This is a genomic window from Nitrospirae bacterium YQR-1, from assembly GCA_039908095.1.
Classification (GTDB): domain Bacteria; phylum Nitrospirota; class Thermodesulfovibrionia; order Thermodesulfovibrionales; family Magnetobacteriaceae; genus Magnetomonas.
The window spans coordinates 1-20,781 of sequence record JAMOBJ010000002.1 but is presented as its reverse complement, the minus strand read 5'-3'; the positions used below and the strand labels follow the sequence as shown (position 1 = coordinate 20,781).

At 41.4% G+C, this 20,781-nt stretch carries 16 protein-coding genes; 7 read left to right on the top strand and 9 right to left on the bottom strand.

What is annotated here, in order from left to right; all coding sequences use genetic code 11:
• The first annotated feature begins 21 nt into the window (after window positions 1-21).
• The 3 genes from H7844_01990 to H7844_01980 are packed head-to-tail and all read left to right on the top strand — an operon-like array spanning window position 22 to window position 4,539.
• On the top strand, window positions 22-2,568 hold the full coding sequence (locus H7844_01990) for a PEP-utilizing enzyme (GenBank protein ID MEO5356052.1): 2,547 nt from the start codon (window positions 22-24) through the stop codon (window positions 2,566-2,568).
• Window positions 2,568-2,900: a peptide chain release factor-like protein gene (locus H7844_01985; protein MEO5356051.1), complete on the top strand. Its 333-nt coding sequence runs from the start codon at window positions 2,568-2,570 to the stop codon at window positions 2,898-2,900. Before H7844_01990 ends, H7844_01985 begins: the two co-directional genes overlap by 1 nt.
• Window positions 2,901-2,925: 25 nt before the next feature.
• Window positions 2,926-4,539 carry a GGDEF domain-containing protein gene (locus H7844_01980; GenBank protein ID MEO5356050.1) on the top strand — a complete coding sequence of 538 codons (1,614 nt, stop codon included), beginning with the start codon at window positions 2,926-2,928 and terminating at the stop codon, window positions 4,537-4,539.
• A 59-nt stretch (window positions 4,540-4,598) separates the two neighbouring features.
• Here H7844_01980 and H7844_01975 read toward each other — a convergent pair whose 3' ends face one another.
• The 8 genes from H7844_01975 to H7844_01940 form a co-directional block, all read right to left on the bottom strand.
• Window positions 4,599-6,026, bottom strand: coding sequence for a HAMP domain-containing histidine kinase (locus H7844_01975; GenBank protein MEO5356049.1), 1,428 nt, complete (start codon window positions 6,024-6,026; stop codon window positions 4,599-4,601).
• A gap of 166 nt (window positions 6,027-6,192) precedes the next feature.
• Window positions 6,193-6,597 (bottom strand): response regulator, encoded by a 405-nt coding sequence (locus tag H7844_01970; GenBank protein ID MEO5356048.1) that lies wholly within the window; start codon window positions 6,595-6,597, stop codon window positions 6,193-6,195.
• Window positions 6,598-6,676: 79 nt separating this feature from the next.
• Window positions 6,677-8,155 (bottom strand): hypothetical protein, encoded by a 1,479-nt coding sequence (locus H7844_01965; protein ID MEO5356047.1) that lies wholly within the window; start codon window positions 8,153-8,155, stop codon window positions 6,677-6,679.
• Between the two features lie 548 nt (window positions 8,156-8,703).
• A complete protein-coding gene (locus H7844_01960) occupies window positions 8,704-10,131 on the bottom strand; it encodes an ATP-binding protein (protein ID MEO5356046.1) in 1,428 nt (475 codons plus the stop codon).
• On the bottom strand, window positions 10,128-10,820 hold the full coding sequence (locus H7844_01955) for a response regulator transcription factor (protein ID MEO5356045.1): 693 nt from the start codon (window positions 10,818-10,820) through the stop codon (window positions 10,128-10,130). The genes H7844_01960 and H7844_01955 overlap by 4 nt, the downstream gene beginning before the upstream one ends.
• Window positions 10,821-11,012: 192 nt before the next feature.
• Window positions 11,013-12,095, bottom strand: coding sequence for a flavodoxin-dependent (E)-4-hydroxy-3-methylbut-2-enyl-diphosphate synthase (gene ispG, locus H7844_01950; GenBank protein MEO5356044.1), 1,083 nt, complete (start codon window positions 12,093-12,095; stop codon window positions 11,013-11,015).
• Window positions 12,092-13,207: an endolytic transglycosylase MltG gene (mltG, locus tag H7844_01945; GenBank protein MEO5356043.1), complete on the bottom strand. Its 1,116-nt coding sequence runs from the start codon at window positions 13,205-13,207 to the stop codon at window positions 12,092-12,094. Before mltG ends, ispG begins: the two co-directional genes overlap by 4 nt.
• A gap of 18 nt (window positions 13,208-13,225) precedes the next feature.
• Window positions 13,226-13,636 carry a hypothetical protein gene (locus H7844_01940; protein MEO5356042.1) on the bottom strand — a complete coding sequence of 137 codons (411 nt, stop codon included), beginning with the start codon at window positions 13,634-13,636 and terminating at the stop codon, window positions 13,226-13,228.
• A gap of 76 nt (window positions 13,637-13,712) precedes the next feature.
• On the opposite strand from H7844_01940, the gene hemW reads away from it, so the two are divergent.
• Window positions 13,713-14,957, top strand: a complete 1,245-nt coding sequence (hemW, locus tag H7844_01935) for a radical SAM family heme chaperone HemW (GenBank protein ID MEO5356041.1) — start codon at window positions 13,713-13,715, stop codon at window positions 14,955-14,957.
• On the opposite strand, the gene mtnP is transcribed toward hemW, so the two are convergent.
• Window positions 14,912-15,697: an S-methyl-5'-thioadenosine phosphorylase gene (mtnP, locus tag H7844_01930; protein MEO5356040.1), complete on the bottom strand. Its 786-nt coding sequence runs from the start codon at window positions 15,695-15,697 to the stop codon at window positions 14,912-14,914. The two genes, hemW and mtnP, sit on opposite strands and share 46 nt — an antisense overlap.
• Before the next feature lie 118 nt (window positions 15,698-15,815).
• Between mtnP and H7844_01925 the strand changes: the two genes are divergently transcribed.
• The 3 genes from H7844_01925 (at window position 15,816) to H7844_01915 (ending at window position 20,393) form a co-directional block, all read left to right on the top strand.
• On the top strand, window positions 15,816-17,204 hold the full coding sequence (locus H7844_01925) for a TldD/PmbA family protein (GenBank protein ID MEO5356039.1): 1,389 nt from the start codon (window positions 15,816-15,818) through the stop codon (window positions 17,202-17,204).
• Between the two features lie 143 nt (window positions 17,205-17,347).
• Window positions 17,348-18,376, top strand: a complete 1,029-nt coding sequence (locus H7844_01920) for an ABC transporter substrate-binding protein (protein MEO5356038.1) — start codon at window positions 17,348-17,350, stop codon at window positions 18,374-18,376.
• 13 nt (window positions 18,377-18,389) lie between these two features.
• Entirely contained in the window at window positions 18,390-20,393 is a 2,004-nt protein-coding gene (locus tag H7844_01915; protein ID MEO5356037.1) for an ATP-binding protein, read from the top strand.
• Window positions 20,394-20,781: the final 388 nt, after the last annotated feature.

The window sequence follows — 20,781 nt, the reverse complement described above, 5'->3', positions numbered from 1 at the left end:
CATCTCTAATGTTTTAGTTCTATGAAATATTTAGATAAGATAAAAGATTTCTTTACAGTAAAACCGGAGTCGGAGGACAGAAAGGAAGCCCTGAGGCTGAAGTATCAGGTGTATCGGGAGCTCCTTGGCCATAATAATGATTTCCTGAGTGTTGTTGCCGACATGGAGGAGAAGCTCTCCGGAGATTATATATTTGACAGGCGGTATATTGTTGATGGTGTGGAGAGTATAACTAATCACATTAAGGAGCTGGTAACTAAGATTAACGAACTTACAGGGGGTAGTTATCCGGGCCTGTACAGCACAATGAGTAACATTGCCGGTGAAATTGAAAAGCTACTGACAAGGAAAAAGATGGTTCCATCCGGTGAATTCACTACCACCTACGATAAACTTTCAAAGGATATGGTCAATCTTGCCGGTGGTAAGAACGCTAATCTTGGAGAGATCAAAAGCCGCCTTGGGCTTCCAATTCCCGAGGGGTTTGCCATAACCTCGGCCTCTTATGCAAGGTTTATGGCCCATAACGGATTTCTGGAAAAAATAAACGAAAAACTTGCAGACTTGTCTATTGAACACATGGATGAGATTACAAAAACAGGCCGTGAGATTCAGGAAATGGTAATAAACGCCGAAATTCCAAAGGATATGGAAGACTGCATCACGCATACTTTTAAGGAGGTTTTCGGGCAGCGTGATGTTAACCTATCGGTAAGAAGTAGTGCTATTGAGGAGGATGATGAGTTTAGCTTTGCCGGAGCATATGCTACTTTTTTAAGTGTGAAGCCTTCCATGATTCTGGAAAAATATAAAAGTGTTATAGCGAGCCTGTTTTCAAGCCGTGCTATCTTTTACTATAAGACAAAGGGATTTAAGGAAACCGACATAGCAATGGCGGTGGGAGTGCTTGAGATGGTAAATGCAAAGGCAGGCGGTGTTATGTATTCCCTGGACCCTAATGATCCCCAAAGTTCAACAATAATAATAAATGCCATACGCGGACTGGGTAAATGTGTGGTTGACGGCTGTGTGGAACCGGAGGCCTATACAATAAAGCGGACGGAACCGCTTCAAATAACAGACAAAAGAATCCCGGAGCAGTACACTATGGTTGTCTGTTCCTTAGACGGCACTATTGAGGAGAGCCCGATGCCGGATGAGCTTATTGGAAGCGCCACTCTTTCAGATGATGAAGTCCTCACACTTGCCCGATATGCCGTTGCACTTGAGGACCACTACGGCACTCCACAGGATGTCGAATGGGCTCTTGACCAAAACGGAAAACTTGTCATACTTCAGACAAGGCCGCTTGCAGGGATTTCATACGATATGGAGGACTCAGTGCCGCCTACCATCAATGGCCGCAATTTAATCATAAGTAACGGTGTCATCGCATGCAGAGGTGTCGGACATGGTAAGGCCTTTTTGTTGAGAACCGATGATGATTTAAAGAATTTTCCGGAGGGAGCCGTTTTGGTAGCCAGGAACACTTCCCCTAAATACGTTACCATTATGAATAAAGCCTCAGCCATCATAACTGATGTAGGAGGTAGCACAGGGCACATGGCCTCACTTGCCAGGGAATACCATGTACCGTCAGTGTTGGATACCGGAAATGCCACAGAGCTGATAAAGCCCGGGCAGGAGGTTACGGTTGATGCCGTTAACTGTAATATTTATGACGGATATGTTGAAGAGCTTATAAAATATGGGGAAAAGAAAAGAAATCCACTTAAGGAAACAGTTGTGTTTAAGACACTCGAGCATGTGTTAAAGCATGTGGTCCCGTTGAACCTGACTGACCCTGAAGCAGTGGAATTCACTGCCGAAAACTGTAAAACCTACCATGACATTACGCGTTTTATCCATGAAAAGGCCATGAATGAGATGTTTAAGATAACAGATGTTGACAGACTGGGCAGCGGCACCGGTGCAGTGAGAATGAATACAGGTCTGCCTGTGGAGATTCTGGTTATAGACCTTGGGGGCGGGTATGAGGGCACACCCAATATAGTGCAGCCGGAGCAGATACGCTCTGAGCCCTTTAACTCCTTCTTTAAAGGCATGGGTACAATGCGGTGGCCACAGGGTGCGCCTCTTGACGTTAAGGGATTTATCGGCCTGGTTGCTCACAGTGCTTCTATCCCTGAAAACCACTACGAAATAATGGCACAGTGCAGCTTTGTGTTTATCTCCGAGCACTATATGAATTTCTCCGTGAGACTGGGGTATCATCTGTCAACCGTTGAGGCTTTCTCATCCGACCACCTTAACGATAACTACATCCGGTTTCATTTCAAAGGGGGTGGCGCACACATAGACAGAAGGCTAAGGCGTGTGCGCCTTATTTCGGAAATTCTAAAGGCTTTGCACTTTGACTCCGTCTCCGTCAGAGACGACGTTATTGACGCCTCTCTTTCCAAATACAAGCGTTCATTTATCATGCGAAAACTCCTGCTTCTTGGAAAACTCACTGCATATACAAAGCAGCTTGATATGGTTATGTACAACGACTCAGTTACCGATATGTATATTAAAAGTTTTATCAAAGACCATATCGCAGAATAATGATTGATTTTGCGGTAAGCTCAAAGAAAAACAAATGGTTAAAAGATCAAATGGAGGCTCTTAACATTAAAGAAGCCGACCTGCTTGAGAAGTTTATCCGCTCATCGGGAAAGGGCGGCCAGAAGGTCAATAAATCCTCAACATGCGTCTATATTAAACATCTGCCATCCGGCATCGAGGTTAAGTGTATGAAAGACAGAAGCCAGTCGATCAACCGTTTTTTGGCAAGGCGCACTATTGTTGAAAAACTCATGGCAAAGACTAACCCTGCCGCCACCGGAGTACTCCAGGTTGAAATACCTGTTGATAAAAAACCGCATACTACTTCATAATAACAACAGGAGATTATTATAGTATATGATGATTGATACCGATTTAACATGGGTTTATAAACTAAAAAAGCGCATTGTTATAGGTTTGGTCTTACTTCTTGTTGTTACTTTCGCTTTAGTATTCAGTATTGTATTTTCCAAGTTAAAAAATAGTTTTCTAAAGGAGTTCAGAGGTAAATCGTCAGAGTTGAGCCATATTATCAAGCCGCTCCTTGAACACTATATGCTTGAGCGATCTACTGAGCTTCAGAGCTCTTTAGATGAATTGCAGGATTTGAAAAACCCGCTTAATTCCATCAAGATCATTGATACAGACGGCAGGGTGGCGTTTTCATCAAACAAAGCAGAGGTTGGAAAAGTGTTTGACAGAAAAACCGACACATCTTGTTTGCCCTGCCATGGAAATTTGAACCGCATCAAAGGTGGTGAGGCATCGGTAGTTGTAACCTCCTCCGGGGAGGATATACTCAGATGTGTGACAGTTATTTATAACGGAAGTAAGTGCTATGGCTGCCATAGCCCGCAAAACAGAATAAACGGTAAACTTATCATAGACCGCTCTCTTTCACAAAGTTCCAGATTTATAAATTCCATGAAAATCATGGTATTTGGCTCTGCTGCTTTTGCCATACTCCTTATTGTTCCATTTATTTCCATTATGATAAACCGGTATATTGATGAAATAATGAGCCAGAAAAAGGAAATAGGGATGCTCTACTCAATGGTTGACTCATTGAGCAAAACCATAGACGTCGAGGAATTAAAATATCTGGTATGCAGGATATTTAAAGAAACCTTCAAAGCTGATGAAATAGACATAATCTTACCTAAGGGAACCAACGATTTCCGGGCTTTTACCCGATATGCCGGTAAAGATGAAATTGTACGCCGAAAAATAGAAGTAAACACCAAACTTTATAATGTTATCATTCTGTGGCTAAGCGGACAATTGCCGGCAATCGATGGAATGAACAACAATAAAAATATCTACATGGACATATCGCTTGGCACTAACCGGCTTGCCCTTATTGTAATAAGAAAACTTATAGGCTCACTTAACCATAAAAAGGAAGAGTTTCTGAGTGCACTGTCAACACATATTGCAATTGCGTTTGAAAATGCACGGCTTTATTCCATTGCTATAGCTGATGAACTTACCGGTCTTTATACCCACAGATACTTCAAATACATAATGGAAAAGGAATATATCAACATAAGGACGAACTCAGGCAGTACCCTCTCCTTGTTGATTCTTGATCTTGATAATTTCAAGAAGGTCAATGACACATATGGCCACCTTATCGGAGACAAGGTACTTGAGGAGGCTGCTCTGACTCTCAGGGAATCTATAAGGGAAAATGACTACGCTTTCCGGTACGGAGGAGAGGAGTTTACAGTAGTTTTACACAACACCTCAATTGATCAGGCAATGGTGCTTGCACAAAGGATACGGGAGGCAATTGAAGAAATGGAGATTCCACATGAAACCGGTATTCTTAAGATAACAGTAAGCATTGGTGTAGCAGAGCATACGGAAAAAGATGAAACTACAAATCATTTAATTGCAAGGGCGGATGGGGCACTGTATGAGGCAAAAAGAACAGGCAAAAATAAGATTGTCAGAGCGGCAATGCCATGAAAAAACTGATACCAACTTGATATAAGCTTTTCGAGGAACAAGCATTTGGGTGGTTGAAACTATTCGTGAACAGCCTCTTTGTTGTTTCCGATATCGGCAGGAATTGTAGTTATCGGCAGCTTGACTGTAAAGGTTGTACCTCTTTTTTGCTTTGTACTGACGGTTATTTGTCCGCCGTGTTTTGCTATTATGCCCTGAGAAACTGAAAGACCCAACCCTGTCCCCTTACCTTTTGATTTAGTTGTAAAGAAGGGATCAAATATATGGTGTAAAATGTGGTCAGGTATTCCCTGACCAAAGTCTGCCACCTTAACGGCTACGAAGTTAGGTTCATCAGCCCTCTCCACCTCAAGGCGAATTTGCCCGCCTTTTATGGTTACATCCAAAGCGTTTAGTATGAGGTTTAAAAACACCTGCTCGAGTTGTTGTCTGTCGCCGTGGATTCTGGGCAGGTTGGGAACTACTGTCAGCTCGGCATGTACGCCTGATAATTTCAACTGGTTACCGGCCAGCTTAAGAGTCTCTCTTACCACGTCGGATATGCAAATCGGCTCCATGATGCTTTCACTTTCACGTGCAAAATCAAGGAGGTTTCTCACTATGGTTCTTGACCTGTCAGCCTCGTCTATCAGGTCTTTTATCATATCAAGACGTTCCTCTTCCTCTAAATCATGATAGTCCTCAAGGAGCATGTGAGCAGTAAGGGTTATGTTATTTATGGGATTGTTCAATTCATGTGCCACTCCGGCGGTAAGTGTGCCCACCGCCCTTAACTTATGCGACTGTGATATGATGTTTTGTTGTCTGTCAAATTCCCTCATCATTTGCTCCAGGGCCGATGCCAGATCGGAAAATTCGTCCTGATACACCTTACCGGGCATGAATTTGATTTGCTGTCCGGTTGAAAGGTGTTTTGCGTACTGCACTATCTGGCTCATTGTCCTTAACACCCTGAAAACCAGCAACTGCACTATAAAAAGCATGAAAACAAATAAAGATAACGTTGCCAAGGCAAAAACTATCTTGAAAAGCCACATGTCTTTTCTCATTGTGTGGCCTGTTTTTTCAGAGAAAACCTTGCCGTAATTGCTTATCACATTGCTCAGAAAGTATAATTCATCACGAATTTTTACTATCTTGGTGTTTGTCTGTTCGGTGGAGGCAAGGCTGTTAATTTCCGCTAAATCGTCTAAAAGTTTGCCGTATCTTTCTATGGTTGAAATCAATTTAGAATTGTCGAAAAATTTCCCGAAATCACTGTAACGCTCAAACACCAGCATTTCAAAAGATTTTATGCTCTCCTTACTTTCTTTAATGTCCTCCCAGCCGGCTACAAAGTTTTTTTCATGAAACATAGCCTTGTTTGAAAGGAGGATATAAGAGTTGGCAAGATTAACGTATTTCATGTCTCTGGTTATTAAATAGACTGTTACACCGAGAGCTGTTGTTATAATGCACGAGAGCACCACAGATACTACAAAGACCATGTAAATGTGGGACCTTATAGTGAATCGCTGATTTGCTTTTTTGCCGGCATCATGTTGGAGATCATTTTGAGCTTCTATTTGTTCAATTTTTTTATCAAGGAAGGTTTTTAACTTTTTAAGTAAACAGTTATACCATTTATCAAGACAGTTGTGAAACAGCATTATCTTATTTGGCTATATCTTTTAAGGCATCTGTTTTACCAAGCACTTCCGCCGCCTTTATAATAACATTGCGCAAATCATCCGGTTTAAAAGGCTTTGCAATAAAATCAAAAGCACCCTTTGTCATAGCCTGTTGTGCTAATTCCATCATAGCATAGCCCGTTATCATAATCACCTTTGTGCCGGTTGATTTATTCATTACGCTCTCCAGCACTTCCAGTCCGTCAAAGTCTTCCATCCTTATATCCGTTACCACTATGTCAAATTTCTTTTCTGATATTCTTTTCATGGCTTTCTTAGGGTCAGTGAACACCTCCACCTCGCAGCCGAGCTTTTCCAGCGCAGGTTTTAACCGTTTACCCACTATCAGTTCATCATCGAGCAAAAGCACATCCAGTCCACTACTCATAATCTAAACGTTAAATGAAAACATCATCGGTTGTCAAGTGCAATTATCTCAAAAGCATAGCCGGTTACTGTTCAGGTTTTTATTCTTTGCAGCATCTTACTCTGAAAATAGAGTCCTCAAGTCCATCATCGTAAGAATTACTGCCGCCACAAAACTGGTCAACATCGGTTTTCACCATAAATCTCTTCTTATCGTACAGAATACACTTGCCTTTTGCCGGTATAAACTTTGCCTTGCTATAGAAGGTCCCTTCATTTTCAAAAATTGTCTTATAGAAATTAACATAGGTTAAGGGCATTTGATGCATCTTAAAATCAGAGGGATTGTAATCTATCCCTTTTCTGAAAGCATATTTAAATCCATAACCATAAAAGGAACTGAGGCTTCTTTGAGGGTAAAGATAAAAATAATCATACAGATAGTAGCAGCACTGTAGAGCCGTCACGGAAAAAACAATCGTAACTAAAAGTATTTTTTTTTTGTACTTTAATATTTCGTTAAATCCGTAGCAGGAAAAAATAAGAATGAAAACACCGGTGAGTAACGCCCTCAGAGTGTGTGGAGCGTCAATGGTCAGAGCGCCGGTTACCGGTGAAACAATCAGAAAAAGAATCAACAATCTGGTAAAGGGTTCGTTACGGTACATTTTTCTTTTAAAAACTATAAAAATCGAAAAAATAAAAAGAATAAACACCGGTATAAAAAGTACTCCCATACTTGCTGTATTAAAAAGGAGATTTACATCACCTTTTAATACGAGAAAGTCTATACTGAAATAAAGCAGGTAGTTTTTTATAAACATGAATATTTTTTCAAAGATACCGGTTGAGTCGTCATACAGGTAGGTTGTGCTGTTAAACCTCGACATCACGGCGTCTGTGTTATTTACGGTAAAAACAAGAAACACTATTAAAGATGGAATGAGCCCTGCAATAAAGAAGAGATTTCTCCGGTAAAAATCCATGCCTCTGTAGGCAAAGACAAGCAGCATGGCCATTAAAAAGGCTAAAAGCCTCATGCTCGTATAAGTGTAGATGGAAAAGCCTAAAATTAAACCGGTTATAAAAGCATATATATGGAGTTTTCCTTTTTCGTATGTGATATAAGTAAAATAAAGAAACCAGACGATTAACGCCAACACTGATACAGCTTCAAAGGCAACTCTCGACACAGCAAAAAAACACGGTAAAAACCCGGCACTTACCAGTGCATAAAAATGAGTAAGCCGGCTTTCAGGAAAAACGGCCTTAACCAACATGTAAAAACCGGAGAGAAAAACCATAAAAAACACAACACTTGCAAGCCTTAAAGTGCCTTCCGAGAAAACTATAAATTTATATAAAAAAGCCGAAACATAAATATACACAGGGTTTTTGTACTCCCCGAACGCCCTAAAATAAAGTGGATACCTAAAGCCATACTCATCAGTGCCGGTTTTTGCTATAGCGTAGGCATTATTAGCTATTGAGGTCTCATCTATGTGAAACCCTGTGGGTATCTGACCTAGCTTGTAAACATGGAAAAACACAATTATTAAGATTAAAGACAGCAAAACCACTTTTCTGAACATCCGATATGTTACAAAAATTTACTGTTTGAGTCAAGAAACCGGTACAACCCGAAATCCGATATAGAAAATCGAGATACTTTACACCGGATGTTCCAGCGATAAAATTAGTAAGTATGTGGAATATATAGACAATATGGATTTTCCTCCATACATGTAGCCACTAATGTATTTAAAAAAGACTTGACAATATAGGCAAAATAGTGATCGGACTTTTGACAGACGGAGAAGGGTTGCCGGTATCAGTGGAGGTATTTAAGGGAAATACTAATGATACGAGCACCTTTTTGAATCAGGTGAAGAAGTTAACGTTAAGTTTTGCCTTCGCAAAACTGCTCCACTGTGTTACGCCCTGACATCCCCTACCTTGCGGCTATGTATAGTGTAGGCGACGGGGGAGGCCGTGGGGAAAGAACCCCAAACCCTGCAAAGGAAGTTTATAATCTTACAGCTCTGGGAAAAGCATGTATCTTAAGAAGGGTAAGGAGCTTTCGACGAAGCCAACAAAGTTAATCGAATGAATGCTACTTGGTATAACATTAGAAACTATTGATATTTTTTAGCTCAGAGTCCGGGATGAATATTTTAACCGTTGTGCCGTCACCCTCTTCACTTTCAAATTTAAATTCCCAGTCGTGGGCACGCACTATGTGTTTGACTATGGCAAGCCCCAGACCAGTTCCACCCAGTTCCCTTGACCGCGATGGATCAACCCGGTAAAACCTCTCCCCTAACCGTGTAAGGCTTTTTCTGGGGATTCCTATGCCAGTATCTTTAACGTAAAGACAACGTTTGGAATTATCCTCACTAAAACCTATTTCTATTGTCCCTGACTGTGTAAATTTTATAGCATTATCTACCAGATTAATCAACACCTGCACTATCCTGTCCTTATCAGCCACAAGCAAAATATTGTCACTTGCAAATGCCGTTTTAATGTTTAAATGTTTATCGGCTGCCTTTGCCCTCAGGGTCTCCACCACTGTATCAACAACCTCCATGAGGCTCATAGTCTGCTTGTTTATCCTTATAACGCCCAACTCTATTCTTGATATAGTGAGCAGGTCCTCAACAAGCCGGTTTAGGCGTTCGCTGTGAAAAACTATAGAGTTTAAAAACCGTGCGGCATTCTTTTTATCTGTCAATGCGCCTCCAATTAGTGTCTCGGCAAATCCCTTAATGGCCGTTACCGGCGTTCTTATCTCATGGGATACGTTTGCCACAAAGTCCTTCCTCATCGTTTCCAGTTTCTTTAACTCCGTAATATCGTGAAACAGGATAACCACTCCGGAAAGATCATTTTTTTTGTAAAACGGCGACATTCTTACCATAAGATATTTTTCCTGCGGATGTTCAAGAAATATCTCTCCTGATTCGCTCTTGTCAAACTTCTTTACTTTATCAAGCATGACATTGAGGTTAAAGCTCCTTATTATCTCTATCAGTTGGCGGGAAACTGTGGTGCTTTTATAATCAAACATATCCCTTGCCCTGTCGTTTAAATAAACAACGCCGTCACGGTTATCTATAATCAGGAGGGAATCAGGAATGCTCTCCAGTATTGCATCCAGTTGCGAGCGCTCCTCCTCGGTTTTTTCAAATTTCTTTTTCAGGTTTTTAGTTATATTATTTATGAAATGATACACCTCCGCCAGATCAGGGTAATCTTCAAAGTAAACCTTATCCTGAAAACTCCCGTGATAGACAATCTCAGAAAACAACTTGATTTCCTCAAGGAAACGTTTCTTTCTTTTATAATCCCTGTAAATAAAGATTATGGTTATACATGCCCCTATAAGCGAAAATGTCACAAAAGAATAGGTCAATATTCCAACCTTAAAACTATTATCATAAAGAGTGTTTTTAACAACTGATAAGGCAATTAAATAAAACAACGTTGCAGAGACAACCATGATGGCACAAACAGTTATGATGCGAAGACAGAGGCGCTTACCGGCTGTAATCATACACCTTCCTCAAAATAATAGCCGATGCCTCTGCGGGTTTTTATGTAGGCAGGACGACTGGTGTTGTCCTCAATCTGCGCTCTGAGTCTTCTGATGTGAACGTCAACAGTTCTGGGCTCAACGTATGCCTCATCACGCCACACGGCATCAAGGAGCATCTCCCGGGTCTGCACCTTGCCCCTTTTCTTTATCAAATGAAGCAAGAGTTTAAACTCTGTGGGACTTAATTTCAAAATCCTTCCATTTTTGGCAACTGAATACATTTCCATGTCTATTTGAAGATTACCTACTTCAAGAGTTTTCTCTGTAATCTCTTCATCGCTGCTTCTTCTGAGCACCGCTTTTATACGCGCTGTCAGCTCTCTTAAGCTAAATGGCTTTGTTAAATAGTCATCCGCTCCGGATTCAAGCCCTGCAACTTTATCAGATTCCTCAGACTTGGCCGTCAACATTATTATAGGAACCGCCGCCGTTTTCTTTGACGCCTTAACTGTCCTGCAGATTTCCATTCCATTGGTGCCAGGAAGCATCAAATCCAATATGATTAAATCAAAAGCACCATTGTTTATAGCCTTAAGCCCGTCTGTGCCGTTATGATAAACGATTACACTAAATCCCTCTTTTTTTAAATTATAGGACAGCAACTCCGCTATGTCCTTTTCATCCTCTATCACTATTATCTTTCTCACCTTTTTACCTTCTATGCTACCTATAATTTAACATAAAATAATTGTTTATACCAAGTAGCAGTCAAAAGAGTAACGAGGCGGCTGGGAGCTTTCGAACAAGCCAACAAAGTTAATCGAATGACTGCTACTTGGTATAAGACTTCAGCTGCCCAGACACATACTATAAACCGGGGGTTTTGGGGAATCGTTCTTCTAACCCTTTCTTGTCTTCTCTTCCTGTAGCTCTTCATTTATTAAATCAACTAAAGCGCTGATTAAGTCGGCTTCTTTTACCTTTCTTACGACGGTGCCCTTTTTAAACAGCAGTCCCTCACCGCCGCCACCTGCTATGCCATAGTCCGCCTCTTTGGCTTCACCCGGGCCGTTGACCTCACAGCCCATTATCGCCACAGTTACGGTGCTTTGCACTGTCTTAAGCCGCTGTGCGGCCTCATGTGCAAGTTTTACCAGATTAACACGCGTGCGGCCACACGTTGGGCACGATATAAAGTTGATACCCTTTTGCCGTATTCCGAGGGATTTTAGTATCTCATAAGCCACGTTTACTTCCAATTCAGGCTCACTTGTCAGAGACACTCTCATCGTATCCCCTATCCCGTCATACAACAGGGAGCCCAGGCCGGCCGCACTTTTTATTATTCCCGTCTCCGGTATCCCCGCCTCAGATATTCCTATGTGCAGGGGATAATCGTGGCGGCTGCTAAAGAGCCGGTATGCCTCTATTGTTATAGGCACGTTTGAGGCCTTAAGGGATACTTTTATCTCCTTAAAGTCCAGATTTTCAAGTATTCCGATATGGCGCTCGGCGCTTTCCACTATCGCCTCCGGTGTTGGATGCCCATACTTAGACAATATGTCTTTTTGAAGTGACCCGCCGTTTACTCCTATTCTTATCGGCACCCCTCTGTCCTTACACGCTGCAACCACCTCTTGAACCTTCCACAGGGGGCCTATATTGCCGGGGTTTATCCTGAGACCGTCCACACCCTGCGCCACCGCCTCCAGTGCCAGCTTCCAGTCAAAATGTATATCGGCTATCATCGGAATGTGGATTTGCTCCTTTATTTTCCCCAGACAACGTGCCGCTTCCATATTGGGTACGGCAAGACGTATTAGCTCACAGCCGGCTATCTCAAGGGAGTTAATCTGATATACGGTACTCTTAATATCGTCTGTTTTGGTCTTTGTCATTGACTGCACCGTTATGTGGGCATCGCCCCCTACAGCCACGTTTGACAGCTTTATCTGTCGTGTTTTTGCTCTCTTTGATATCATTGTTTCTTTCTGCCCCGGTGTTTCTTGCTATGACCTTCGCCGGATTTCCCCTTTTTTGTCATTTTAACAGGGTGCGGCGGCTTTTCTTCAACAGCCGCTTTCACGGTGGTGTTTCTGTATTTTCCAACATTCGTAAGATGTTCATCATAGGTCTCCGAAAACCTGTGAGTGCCGTCTCCTTTTGCTACAAAATACAGGTATGGTACAGCGGCCGGCTCAAGGGCCGCCACGATTGATTTCTGATGCGGCATGGCAATCGGCCCGGGCGGAAGCCCGTAAATTTTATATGTATTATAGGGGGTTACATTTTTTAAATCGTTTTTAGTGACCCCCTCCTTGTAACTCTTCACTCCATATATGGCCGTTGGGTCGGCCTGAAGCTGCATCTGCAACCTTAATCTGTTATGATAAACTGCTGAAATCAAAACACGCTCGCTGTCAACCTTTGCCTCTTTCTCTATTATGGAGGCCAAAGTCAGCACCTGATTTTCTGTCATTCCCAGAGCTGAAGCCTTATTTTTAAAGTCCGGCGGGTAGTGTTTTCTCAGATTGCTCACCATAGTATTTATTGCCTCTGAGGATGAAATCCCCTTTTCTATGACATATGTGTCAGGATACAAATAGCCCTCAAGAGACGGTGCTTTTACGCTTAAGCTGCTAATGAATGTTATGTCCTTTGTGTGTTTTAAAAAGTCCTCAGTCAGTTCATCTTTCTCTGTTACTGTCTCTGTTTTATTCACCTCACCAAACTTACGGGATACATCCGCCAGGGTCTCACCTGGGACAATGCAGATTTTTATTTTAACCGTCTCTCCCATCCCTAATGTGTCTATTACAGAAAGAGGTGACATGCCGCTTTCAAACTTGTAGAAGCCCGCATTAATGCGTCTGTCAAAGCCCTTAAATTTACCGGCAAAATAAATCAGTGAAAATTTTCTTAGTACACCGTTTTTAACAAGTTTATTGACCGCCCCCCTGAAAGAAGTCCCCTTTGCAATGAAAATCTCAACTTCCTTGTCTGCAAACTTAACCGGCATACGCAGTTCGATGTAAAAGTATGCAAAAAACAGCATTGTGCTTACAAGAATTGAAATGATGAGTTTTTTTTTCATCGCCGGGGATACATACAATCACTTACCGTTAATCTGAATGGTGTATCCGGCAAAGATGCCGGCAGTGCCTAGTCTGTCCGCCAGGCCGTCAGGATTAAAATTACCGTATGCCTGAGACGCCCCCCAAAGTGCCAAAAGCCTGTCTCTCTCATCAACTTTCCACATGCCGCCCCCCACCACTTTCCACCTTGTATCCTCTATTTCAAGGTACTTATCAGCCGCATTATGAGTGTATGCTATATCCTGCTGCTTACAGAAAATCACTAATATGTCGGCATGATAGGTGGTGTAGTCCTTAGGAGAGAACACCACAAACTCGGTGGTTTCATTTGTCAACTGGACAAACTTACCGGTGCGCTCCTGTGGAGTTGCCATCTTATGAGTGGTCTGATAAAAAAAATCCGAATAATCGAGAAATTTAAATTCCATAATTTTTCCTTACGTAACAACCCTGTTTTGGTATATACTGTAGCATGAGCAAGTATTTTTTGGCAATTTAACTAAAATGGAAACTAAAGAGAGTTATATATATATACATATACCTTTTTGTCTGAAAAAATGCAGATACTGCGATTTTTATTCCATCCCATATAGTACAGGGTTGGAAACGGCATATGTTAGTGCCCTGCTAAGGGAAATACAGATGCGCCGTAGTGAAATATCAAAAATCAGGACACTGTACTTTGGCGGAGGTACGCCCACGGTTATGTCAAAAGGCTCATTTTCAGCCATAATGAGCACGCTTTATGATAACTTTGATTTCCACCCCGACTCTGAAATCACAGTTGAGGCAAACCCTGTAACTTTAAAACACAGTGCTCATGGCATGACTGAGTGGTTAAGGCTCTCAGGTGTAAACCGGATAAGCCTTGGAGTGCAATCGTTTAATGATAAGATACTGAAATCCCTGGGCAGGCTACACAGCGGCAATGAGGCAAGGGAGGCAATGCGTGAGCTTAAAGATATTTATTCAAATGTTTCACTGGACCTGATGTATGCAATACCGGGGCAGAGTGTGGGTATGTGGAAGGACACCGTGTATGAGGCTCTTAGCTTTAACCCCACCCACATATCGGCATATGAGTTAACTCCTGAGGAGCACACGCCGCTGTGGGCGGAGCTGAGGGCCGGCGATGTCAGTCTTTTGGATGAGGAGACAATCATAGAGATGTATGAGTTTTTGACGGAAACACTAACGGCAACCGGTTTTGACCACTATGAGATATCAAACTATGCACTTAAAGAGAGGCAGTGCCTGCATAATTTAAATTATTGGAGTCGGGGGCTTTATACCGGGCTGGGTGCTGCGGCACACTCACACGTTGCGATAAACGGCTGTTGCTTAACAACAAGATATTCAAATGCGGCAAATGTACGCACATATACAGAGTCCGTTAATAATGGAACACTACCGGTTGAAGAAAAATACATAGTAACCGGTGGGCAGGCGCAGATGGAGAGAATTTTTTTAGGACTCAGAATGTGTTATGGGGTAAGGTTTGATAAGATTCCGGCAGAGGCTGCGGAGCTGATAAGTGCGGGGCTCATTGAAACAGACGGCCGGGTAATAAAACTAACTGAAAAGGGATTTTTGCTGAGTAACTATGTAATCGGACAGTTGAGTGAACAGGGGTTTTCTCATCCTGCTTTAGAGCAAGCCTCTCCCTTAGTAATACCAAGTTGCAGCTGTTGTTCAACAAAAAATTATAACTTAGCATCTTTTAATGTATTTTTGCATGAGCAGCCATAAAGCTCTCCGATTTCAGACACCACCTGAAACAATAGATTGTTCAGTTTCTGAGATACCTTCTTAACAGCATCAATCACCTCGGTAGTGGTGAGTTTTTCCTTGCTGATACCTGCCGCATAGTTAGTAACAGTGGCAATCACAGCATAGCATAATTCAAGTTCTCTTGCTAAAACAGCCTCCGGCATTTGAGTCATCCCTACTATGTCGGAGCCTATTTGCCCGTAGAGTTTGATTTCAGCCCTGGTTTCAAAACGTGGTCCCTCAGTGCAGACGTATGTGCTGCGCGGATAAACCGGTACGCTACAAAGTGATGCATTCTTTAAGATGAATTCCCTAAGTGCCGGACAGTAGGGTTCGGTGAAATCTACGTGATAGACCGCCTCCTCATCAAAGAACGTGGTAGGACGGTTTTTAGTCATATCTATGATCTGATCCGGCAGCACCAGGTCACCCGGGGTCAGAATTGGGCTTACAGAGCCCACCGACCCTGTGGCTATTATGGTTTTAACACCCAGTTTTTTCATTCCCCATATGTTAGCCCGATAGTTAATCATATGAGGCGGGATGTTGTGTGTTGAATTGTGTCTTGGTAAAAAGACCACGTCTTTACCGCCTATTTTCACAATCTTGAAAGAATCCGAGGGTTTACCGAAAGGGGTCTCAAGTGGAATATCTTTTACCTTTTGCAGTCCCTTCATCTCATATATGCCGCTTCCGCCTATAATTCCTATGTTTGCCATTAAACCTCTCCTTTATGTGAATAAACTCTCTGTTTTTATGTATAATTAAGTATTCTAAAAAAATACCTATATATAATATAGTCTAAAAGACGGCAAAAAAGCCAAAGGAGGCGGTTTAATGTTAAAAGAGGAACTTTGCAGTGATCTGATAAGGGCGGCATTGAGCAGCGGAGGGGATTACTGCGATGTTTTTTTTGAGTCCAAAACCCCCCTTTCCATCTCCCTTGAGGACGGCAATATAGAGAAGTTTTTTGTTGGCAATGATACCGGTGCCGGCATCAGGGTGATTAGCCGAGACAGGAGTTGCTATGCCTTCACAAATGATCTAAGCAGAGGCTCCCTTTTAGAGGCGGCAAAAGGCTTAAGCCATGCAGTGAAAGGCAGAGAGCCAAAAGATGTGACAATTAACCTTACGAGGACAAAACCTATAATTGATTTTCAGATAATTAAACCACCGTCTGCAGTCAGGGCGGATGAAAAAACAGAGTTAGTCAAACGAGCCGACTATGCAGCAAGAAAACACGGAACTAATATACGTCAGGTATCGGTCATCTATTATGATTACCTGCAAAGTGTGCTGATAGCTAATTCAGATGGTGCGGTGTGTGAGGATCAACGGCTGCAGTGTTTTTTTGCAGTAACAGTGGTAGCTTCAGACGGGGCGGTGATACAGAGTGCTTATGAGTCTGCGGGAGGGTTTACCGGCTTTGAGCTTTTTGAATCAGTTGACGTTGAGCACTTGGCGCTAAAGGCGGCGGAGCGCGCACTGAAAATGCTCAAAGCCGATAGAGTGCAGGGAGGGCGGATGCCGGTTGTGATATCCTCGGAGGCCGGGGGAACTATGATCCATGAGGCTATAGGGCACGGCCTTGAGGCTGACCTGGCCGGGCAGGGGCTCTCCGTCTATGCCGGCAAGCTTGGACAACAGGTGGCTTCAGAGGCTGTTACAGTCATAGATGACGGCACTATGGCAGGCAAAAGGGGTTCATACCGCTTCGATGATGAGGGAACCCCATCGGCCAGGAATGTATTGGTACAAAACGGAATTTTAACTAAATACATGTACGACCGCCTCAGGGCTACAAAAGACGGTGTGAGTCCTACGGGAAACGGCAGACGGGAATCCTACAGATACCAGCCGATACCGAGAATGACAAACACCTACCTTGCCTCCGGCACAGATATGCCGGGAGATGCCGTCAAGGGCATCAAAGAAGGCCTTTTTGTTACTAAAATGGGGGGCGGACAGGTTAATACAGTAAACGGTGATTTTGTTTTTGACGTTCAGGAGGGATATTTAATCAAAGACGGCCACAGGGGAGAGCTTGTAAGGGGTGCAACCCTTTGTGGAAACGGCCCTGATGTGCTGAAGTCAATAGACTTTATATCAGGAGACTTAGGGTTTTCTATAGGCACGTGCGGAAAGGACGGTCAGGGTGTGCCCGTCACAGATGCCCTCCCTACAATCAGAATACCGGAAATTGTAGTGGGTGGCGCTTCCGGTTGATATTTCCGGCAACTGGAAGGAGCTTTCGACGGAGCCAATAAAGTTAATCGAATGAATGCAACTTGGTATAAGATGTCCAGGACTCTCGGATAAGTGCTACTGTTTTTTTATGAGAAGCTGGTTGTTTGGAGGATGAGATACGTATGTTTACAGGATTGATAGCTAAGCGTAAGACGTTACTCTATGCTTTTGTTATTTTGCTTTTAATTACTACTATCGCTTTTATATTGTACAAAAAACGAGGAGTAACCAAGGTAATAAGGACTCCGAAAAAGGTTGTCATTGCTTACGTCAACACCTTACATAGTACACTTGTTCAGATTGCCTGGAAAAAGGGCTTTTTTAAAGATGAGGCTTTAGATATAACTCTTATGCCACACACACATGGTAAAACCGCTCTTGAAGCAGTGCTTGCAGGAAATGCCGATATTGCCACAGTTGCCGCCACTCCGGTAATGTTTAATATTGTAAAGGGTGAAAAGATATACGTTTTGTCGTCTATTTTAAACTCCGGTAAAGTCAATGTAATGATAGCACTAAAAGACAAAGGAATTTCAGATGTGGCCGGCTTCAGTGGAAAGACAATAGGCATAACAAGAGGAACGACAAGCGAATATTTTTTATATTTATTTTGCTTAATTCATGGTATAAAATATGACGGCCTTAAATTTATTGATAAAAAACCTGAAGAAATGTTAGAGCTGCTTACCGGCGGACAGGTTGATGCTGTATCAACATGGCAACCGTTTGCAACATTAATACTAAAGAAATTATCCAATAAAGTAAAGGTGTTTGATGGTGAAGGGATTTATTCCGAGAATTTTTATTTTGTAGCAAAACAATCTTTTGTTCATAGTGACCCTGAAGTTATTGAAAGGGTTTTGTCTGCAATGTACAAAGCGGAGCAGTATATAAAAAAAGAACCGGAAAAATCTCAGGAAATTATCGCAGACTCAGTCAGGATAGACCAGGCTTTAATTAAAGAAATTTGGGATTTATATAATTTTGAGTTAAATCTTGACCAGTATTTTGTCAGCTCGTTAGAAACTGTAACTCAATGGGCAATTATGGAAAAGAAAGTGAGCATCACAAATATGCCTGACTATCTGGAATACGTGTATCATGATGGTCTGAAAAAAATCAATCCTTATTCAATCACCCTTATACAATAGGCAATATAACCTTATGACGATTAAATCGAAATTATGGATAATAGTGTTATTACCGTTTATATCAGTAGTTACAGTAGGAACGCTGGTTATATTGGATTCATACTATGATGAAATAGCAGTCAATCAAAAATATGCTGTCATTGATTTACTAAAAAAAACCTTTGAGACAAGCATCATTGCAAATGAGATGTTACTCAGATGTGATAAAAACAAACTACAAAGGTTGGAATCTTTAAACAGCATGATAACTCAAATAATTTCCAGGCTACACTTTAAAGAATACCAACAACAGGAGTTATTGAGAGAAATAGCTGTGCAGCATAAAGAGCTTATAAACCTGTATTTGATTTATTATAATCTGTTTTTATCGCAAAATATGACAGACATGTTTTCCCCTGAATACATTAATAAAAAGAATATTATTGCAAATCATTTATTGTTAAAGGCACATACTATTGTAACAAAAGCTATATTCCTCAGAGAGATCGTTGAAAGTAAGCAAATAGAACTACAACGAAGATTTCATGTGTTTATCGTATCTGTTACAGGAGCGTTTGTAATAATTATCTTGTTTGTATCCGTCAAATTGGGTAAAAATATCTTAAGAGGACTAAAAAGACTACAAGAAGGGATAGAAATCATATCGTCCGGGAATCTGCAATACATAATTCCTCACAAGTCAACTGATGAGATAGGTGTGGTAGCTGATTATTTCAATACAATGACTGTAAAGCTCAGGGAAATTTATTTATCATTGGAAAAGGAAATACTCAGACGTAAACTGATGGAAGAGAACCTTAACACAGAAATATCAACACGAATAAAAATTGAGATAAAACTAAAAGAAGTCAGCAATCAACTCCAGTCAATAATGGACAGCTCAACAGCCGTTATTTTTCTTAAAGATATACAAGGCCGTTATATTCTTATAAATAGCCGTTATGAGACGCTTTTTCATATAAACAGACATGATGTCATCAGTAAAACTGATCATGATATTTTTCCAAAGGAAGCAGCCGATAGTTTCAGGGCAAATGATATTGATGTGATAGAAAAAAATATGTCTTTACAGTATGAAGAAATCGTTCCGCATGATGATGGTATGCACACCTATATTTCCATAAAGTTTCCACTGTATGATGTGAAAGGACAAATTTATGCCGTATGTGGCATAGCTACGGATATAACACAACGTAAACGCATGGAAGAGGAGCTGAAAAATTTAAATATAAATCTTGAGACAATGGTAGAGGCGGAAACTAAAAAAAGACATAAACACGAGCAAATGTTGATTCAACAATCCAAAATGGCTTCCATGGGTGAGATGATTGGCTTAATAGCCCACCAGTGGAAGCAGCCAATAAATGCAGTGGGATTAGTTATACAGGATTTGAAAGATTCTTATACTCACGGGGAGATTAATGGTAAATTCATTGATGATGTAGTGGGTTCTACGATGCAGCAAATAGATTTTATGGCAAAAACGATAGATGATTTCAAAAATTTCTTTATACCTTCAAAGAAAAAGGTCTTATTTGATGTAAAAACAACCATAGATGAACTTCTATCAATGTTTAAACATGTTTTTAGCAAAAGCAATATAGATATTTCTGTAAAAGCTGACCACAATGTATTAATGCTCACAGAAGGTTACCCTAATGAATTTAAACAAGTGGTGCTCAATATGTTAAATAATTCCAAAGATGCAATTGTTTCTAAAAAGATAAAAGATTCCGACCTTAAAGGAAGCATATTAATCAATATAGATAATTCTGAAGACAAATCCAGAGTTATCGTTTCTATCAGAGACAATGGCGGTGGAATTCCAGACGATGTTGTAGGGAGAATATTTGAACCCTATTTTACGACTAAAGAACAGGAAGGTACCGGCATAGGGCTTTATATGTCAAAAACGATAATTGAGACGAATATGGGTGGTAGTTTGATGGTTTATAATGTGGATGGTGGTGCTGAGTTTATGATAAGCCTGGATGTACATAAATCTGAGAGTGTTTAATAGTTGCCATAATTTATCGATAAACAAACTGGGGGTGCCGAGGGGCCTCCCCTTTTGGGATTTCTTAGTTGCTATTATCTCCTTTTATTTCAACTTCTTTACTCGTTTTTCTCTCCTCTATATCGGATTTCGGGGCACTAAAAGAATTTTTAAATGCGAAACTCAATAATAAGGTGTCAAAAATGGTTACTTTCAGCGGACAAAATATTTCTTTAGACAATGTTACGGTTGACTTGTCATCGGAGCTTGGCTCTGCTACCTCTTATGCAGGAACGCTGTCGCTTTACTCAACAAGTTCGGGTTTAAATTGTAACGGAAGTTCAGCGTAAAAAATGGCGTGAAGTGGCTATAAGTGGCTAATAAATAAGAAAAAAACAATAATGGAGGG

Excerpts from the sequence above, each read along its gene's own strand:
- H7844_01990 (MEO5356052.1), top strand. The coding sequence starts at position 22 with ATGAAATATTTAGATAAGATAAAAGATTTCTTTACAGTAAAACCGGAG.
- H7844_01985 (MEO5356051.1), top strand. The coding sequence starts at position 2,568 with ATGATTGATTTTGCGGTAAGCTCAAAGAAAAACAAATGGTTAAAAGAT.
- H7844_01980 (MEO5356050.1), top strand. The coding sequence starts at position 2,926 with ATGATGATTGATACCGATTTAACATGGGTTTATAAACTAAAAAAGCGC.
- H7844_01975 (MEO5356049.1), bottom strand. The coding sequence starts at position 6,026 with ATGGTCTTTGTAGTATCTGTGGTGCTCTCGTGCATTATAACAACAGCT.
- H7844_01970 (MEO5356048.1), bottom strand. The coding sequence starts at position 6,597 with ATGAGTAGTGGACTGGATGTGCTTTTGCTCGATGATGAACTGATAGTG.
- H7844_01960 (MEO5356046.1), bottom strand. The coding sequence starts at position 10,131 with ATGATTACAGCCGGTAAGCGCCTCTGTCTTCGCATCATAACTGTTTGT.
- ispG (MEO5356044.1), bottom strand. The coding sequence starts at position 12,095 with ATGATATCAAAGAGAGCAAAAACACGACAGATAAAGCTGTCAAACGTG.
- mltG (MEO5356043.1), bottom strand. The coding sequence starts at position 13,207 with ATGAAAAAAAAACTCATCATTTCAATTCTTGTAAGCACAATGCTGTTT.
- H7844_01940 (MEO5356042.1), bottom strand. The coding sequence starts at position 13,636 with ATGGAATTTAAATTTCTCGATTATTCGGATTTTTTTTATCAGACCACT.
- hemW (MEO5356041.1), top strand. The coding sequence starts at position 13,713 with ATGGAAACTAAAGAGAGTTATATATATATACATATACCTTTTTGTCTG.
- mtnP (MEO5356040.1), bottom strand. The coding sequence starts at position 15,697 with ATGGCAAACATAGGAATTATAGGCGGAAGCGGCATATATGAGATGAAG.
- H7844_01925 (MEO5356039.1), top strand. The coding sequence starts at position 15,816 with ATGTTAAAAGAGGAACTTTGCAGTGATCTGATAAGGGCGGCATTGAGC.
- H7844_01920 (MEO5356038.1), top strand. The coding sequence starts at position 17,348 with ATGTTTACAGGATTGATAGCTAAGCGTAAGACGTTACTCTATGCTTTT.
- H7844_01915 (MEO5356037.1), top strand. The coding sequence starts at position 18,390 with ATGACGATTAAATCGAAATTATGGATAATAGTGTTATTACCGTTTATA.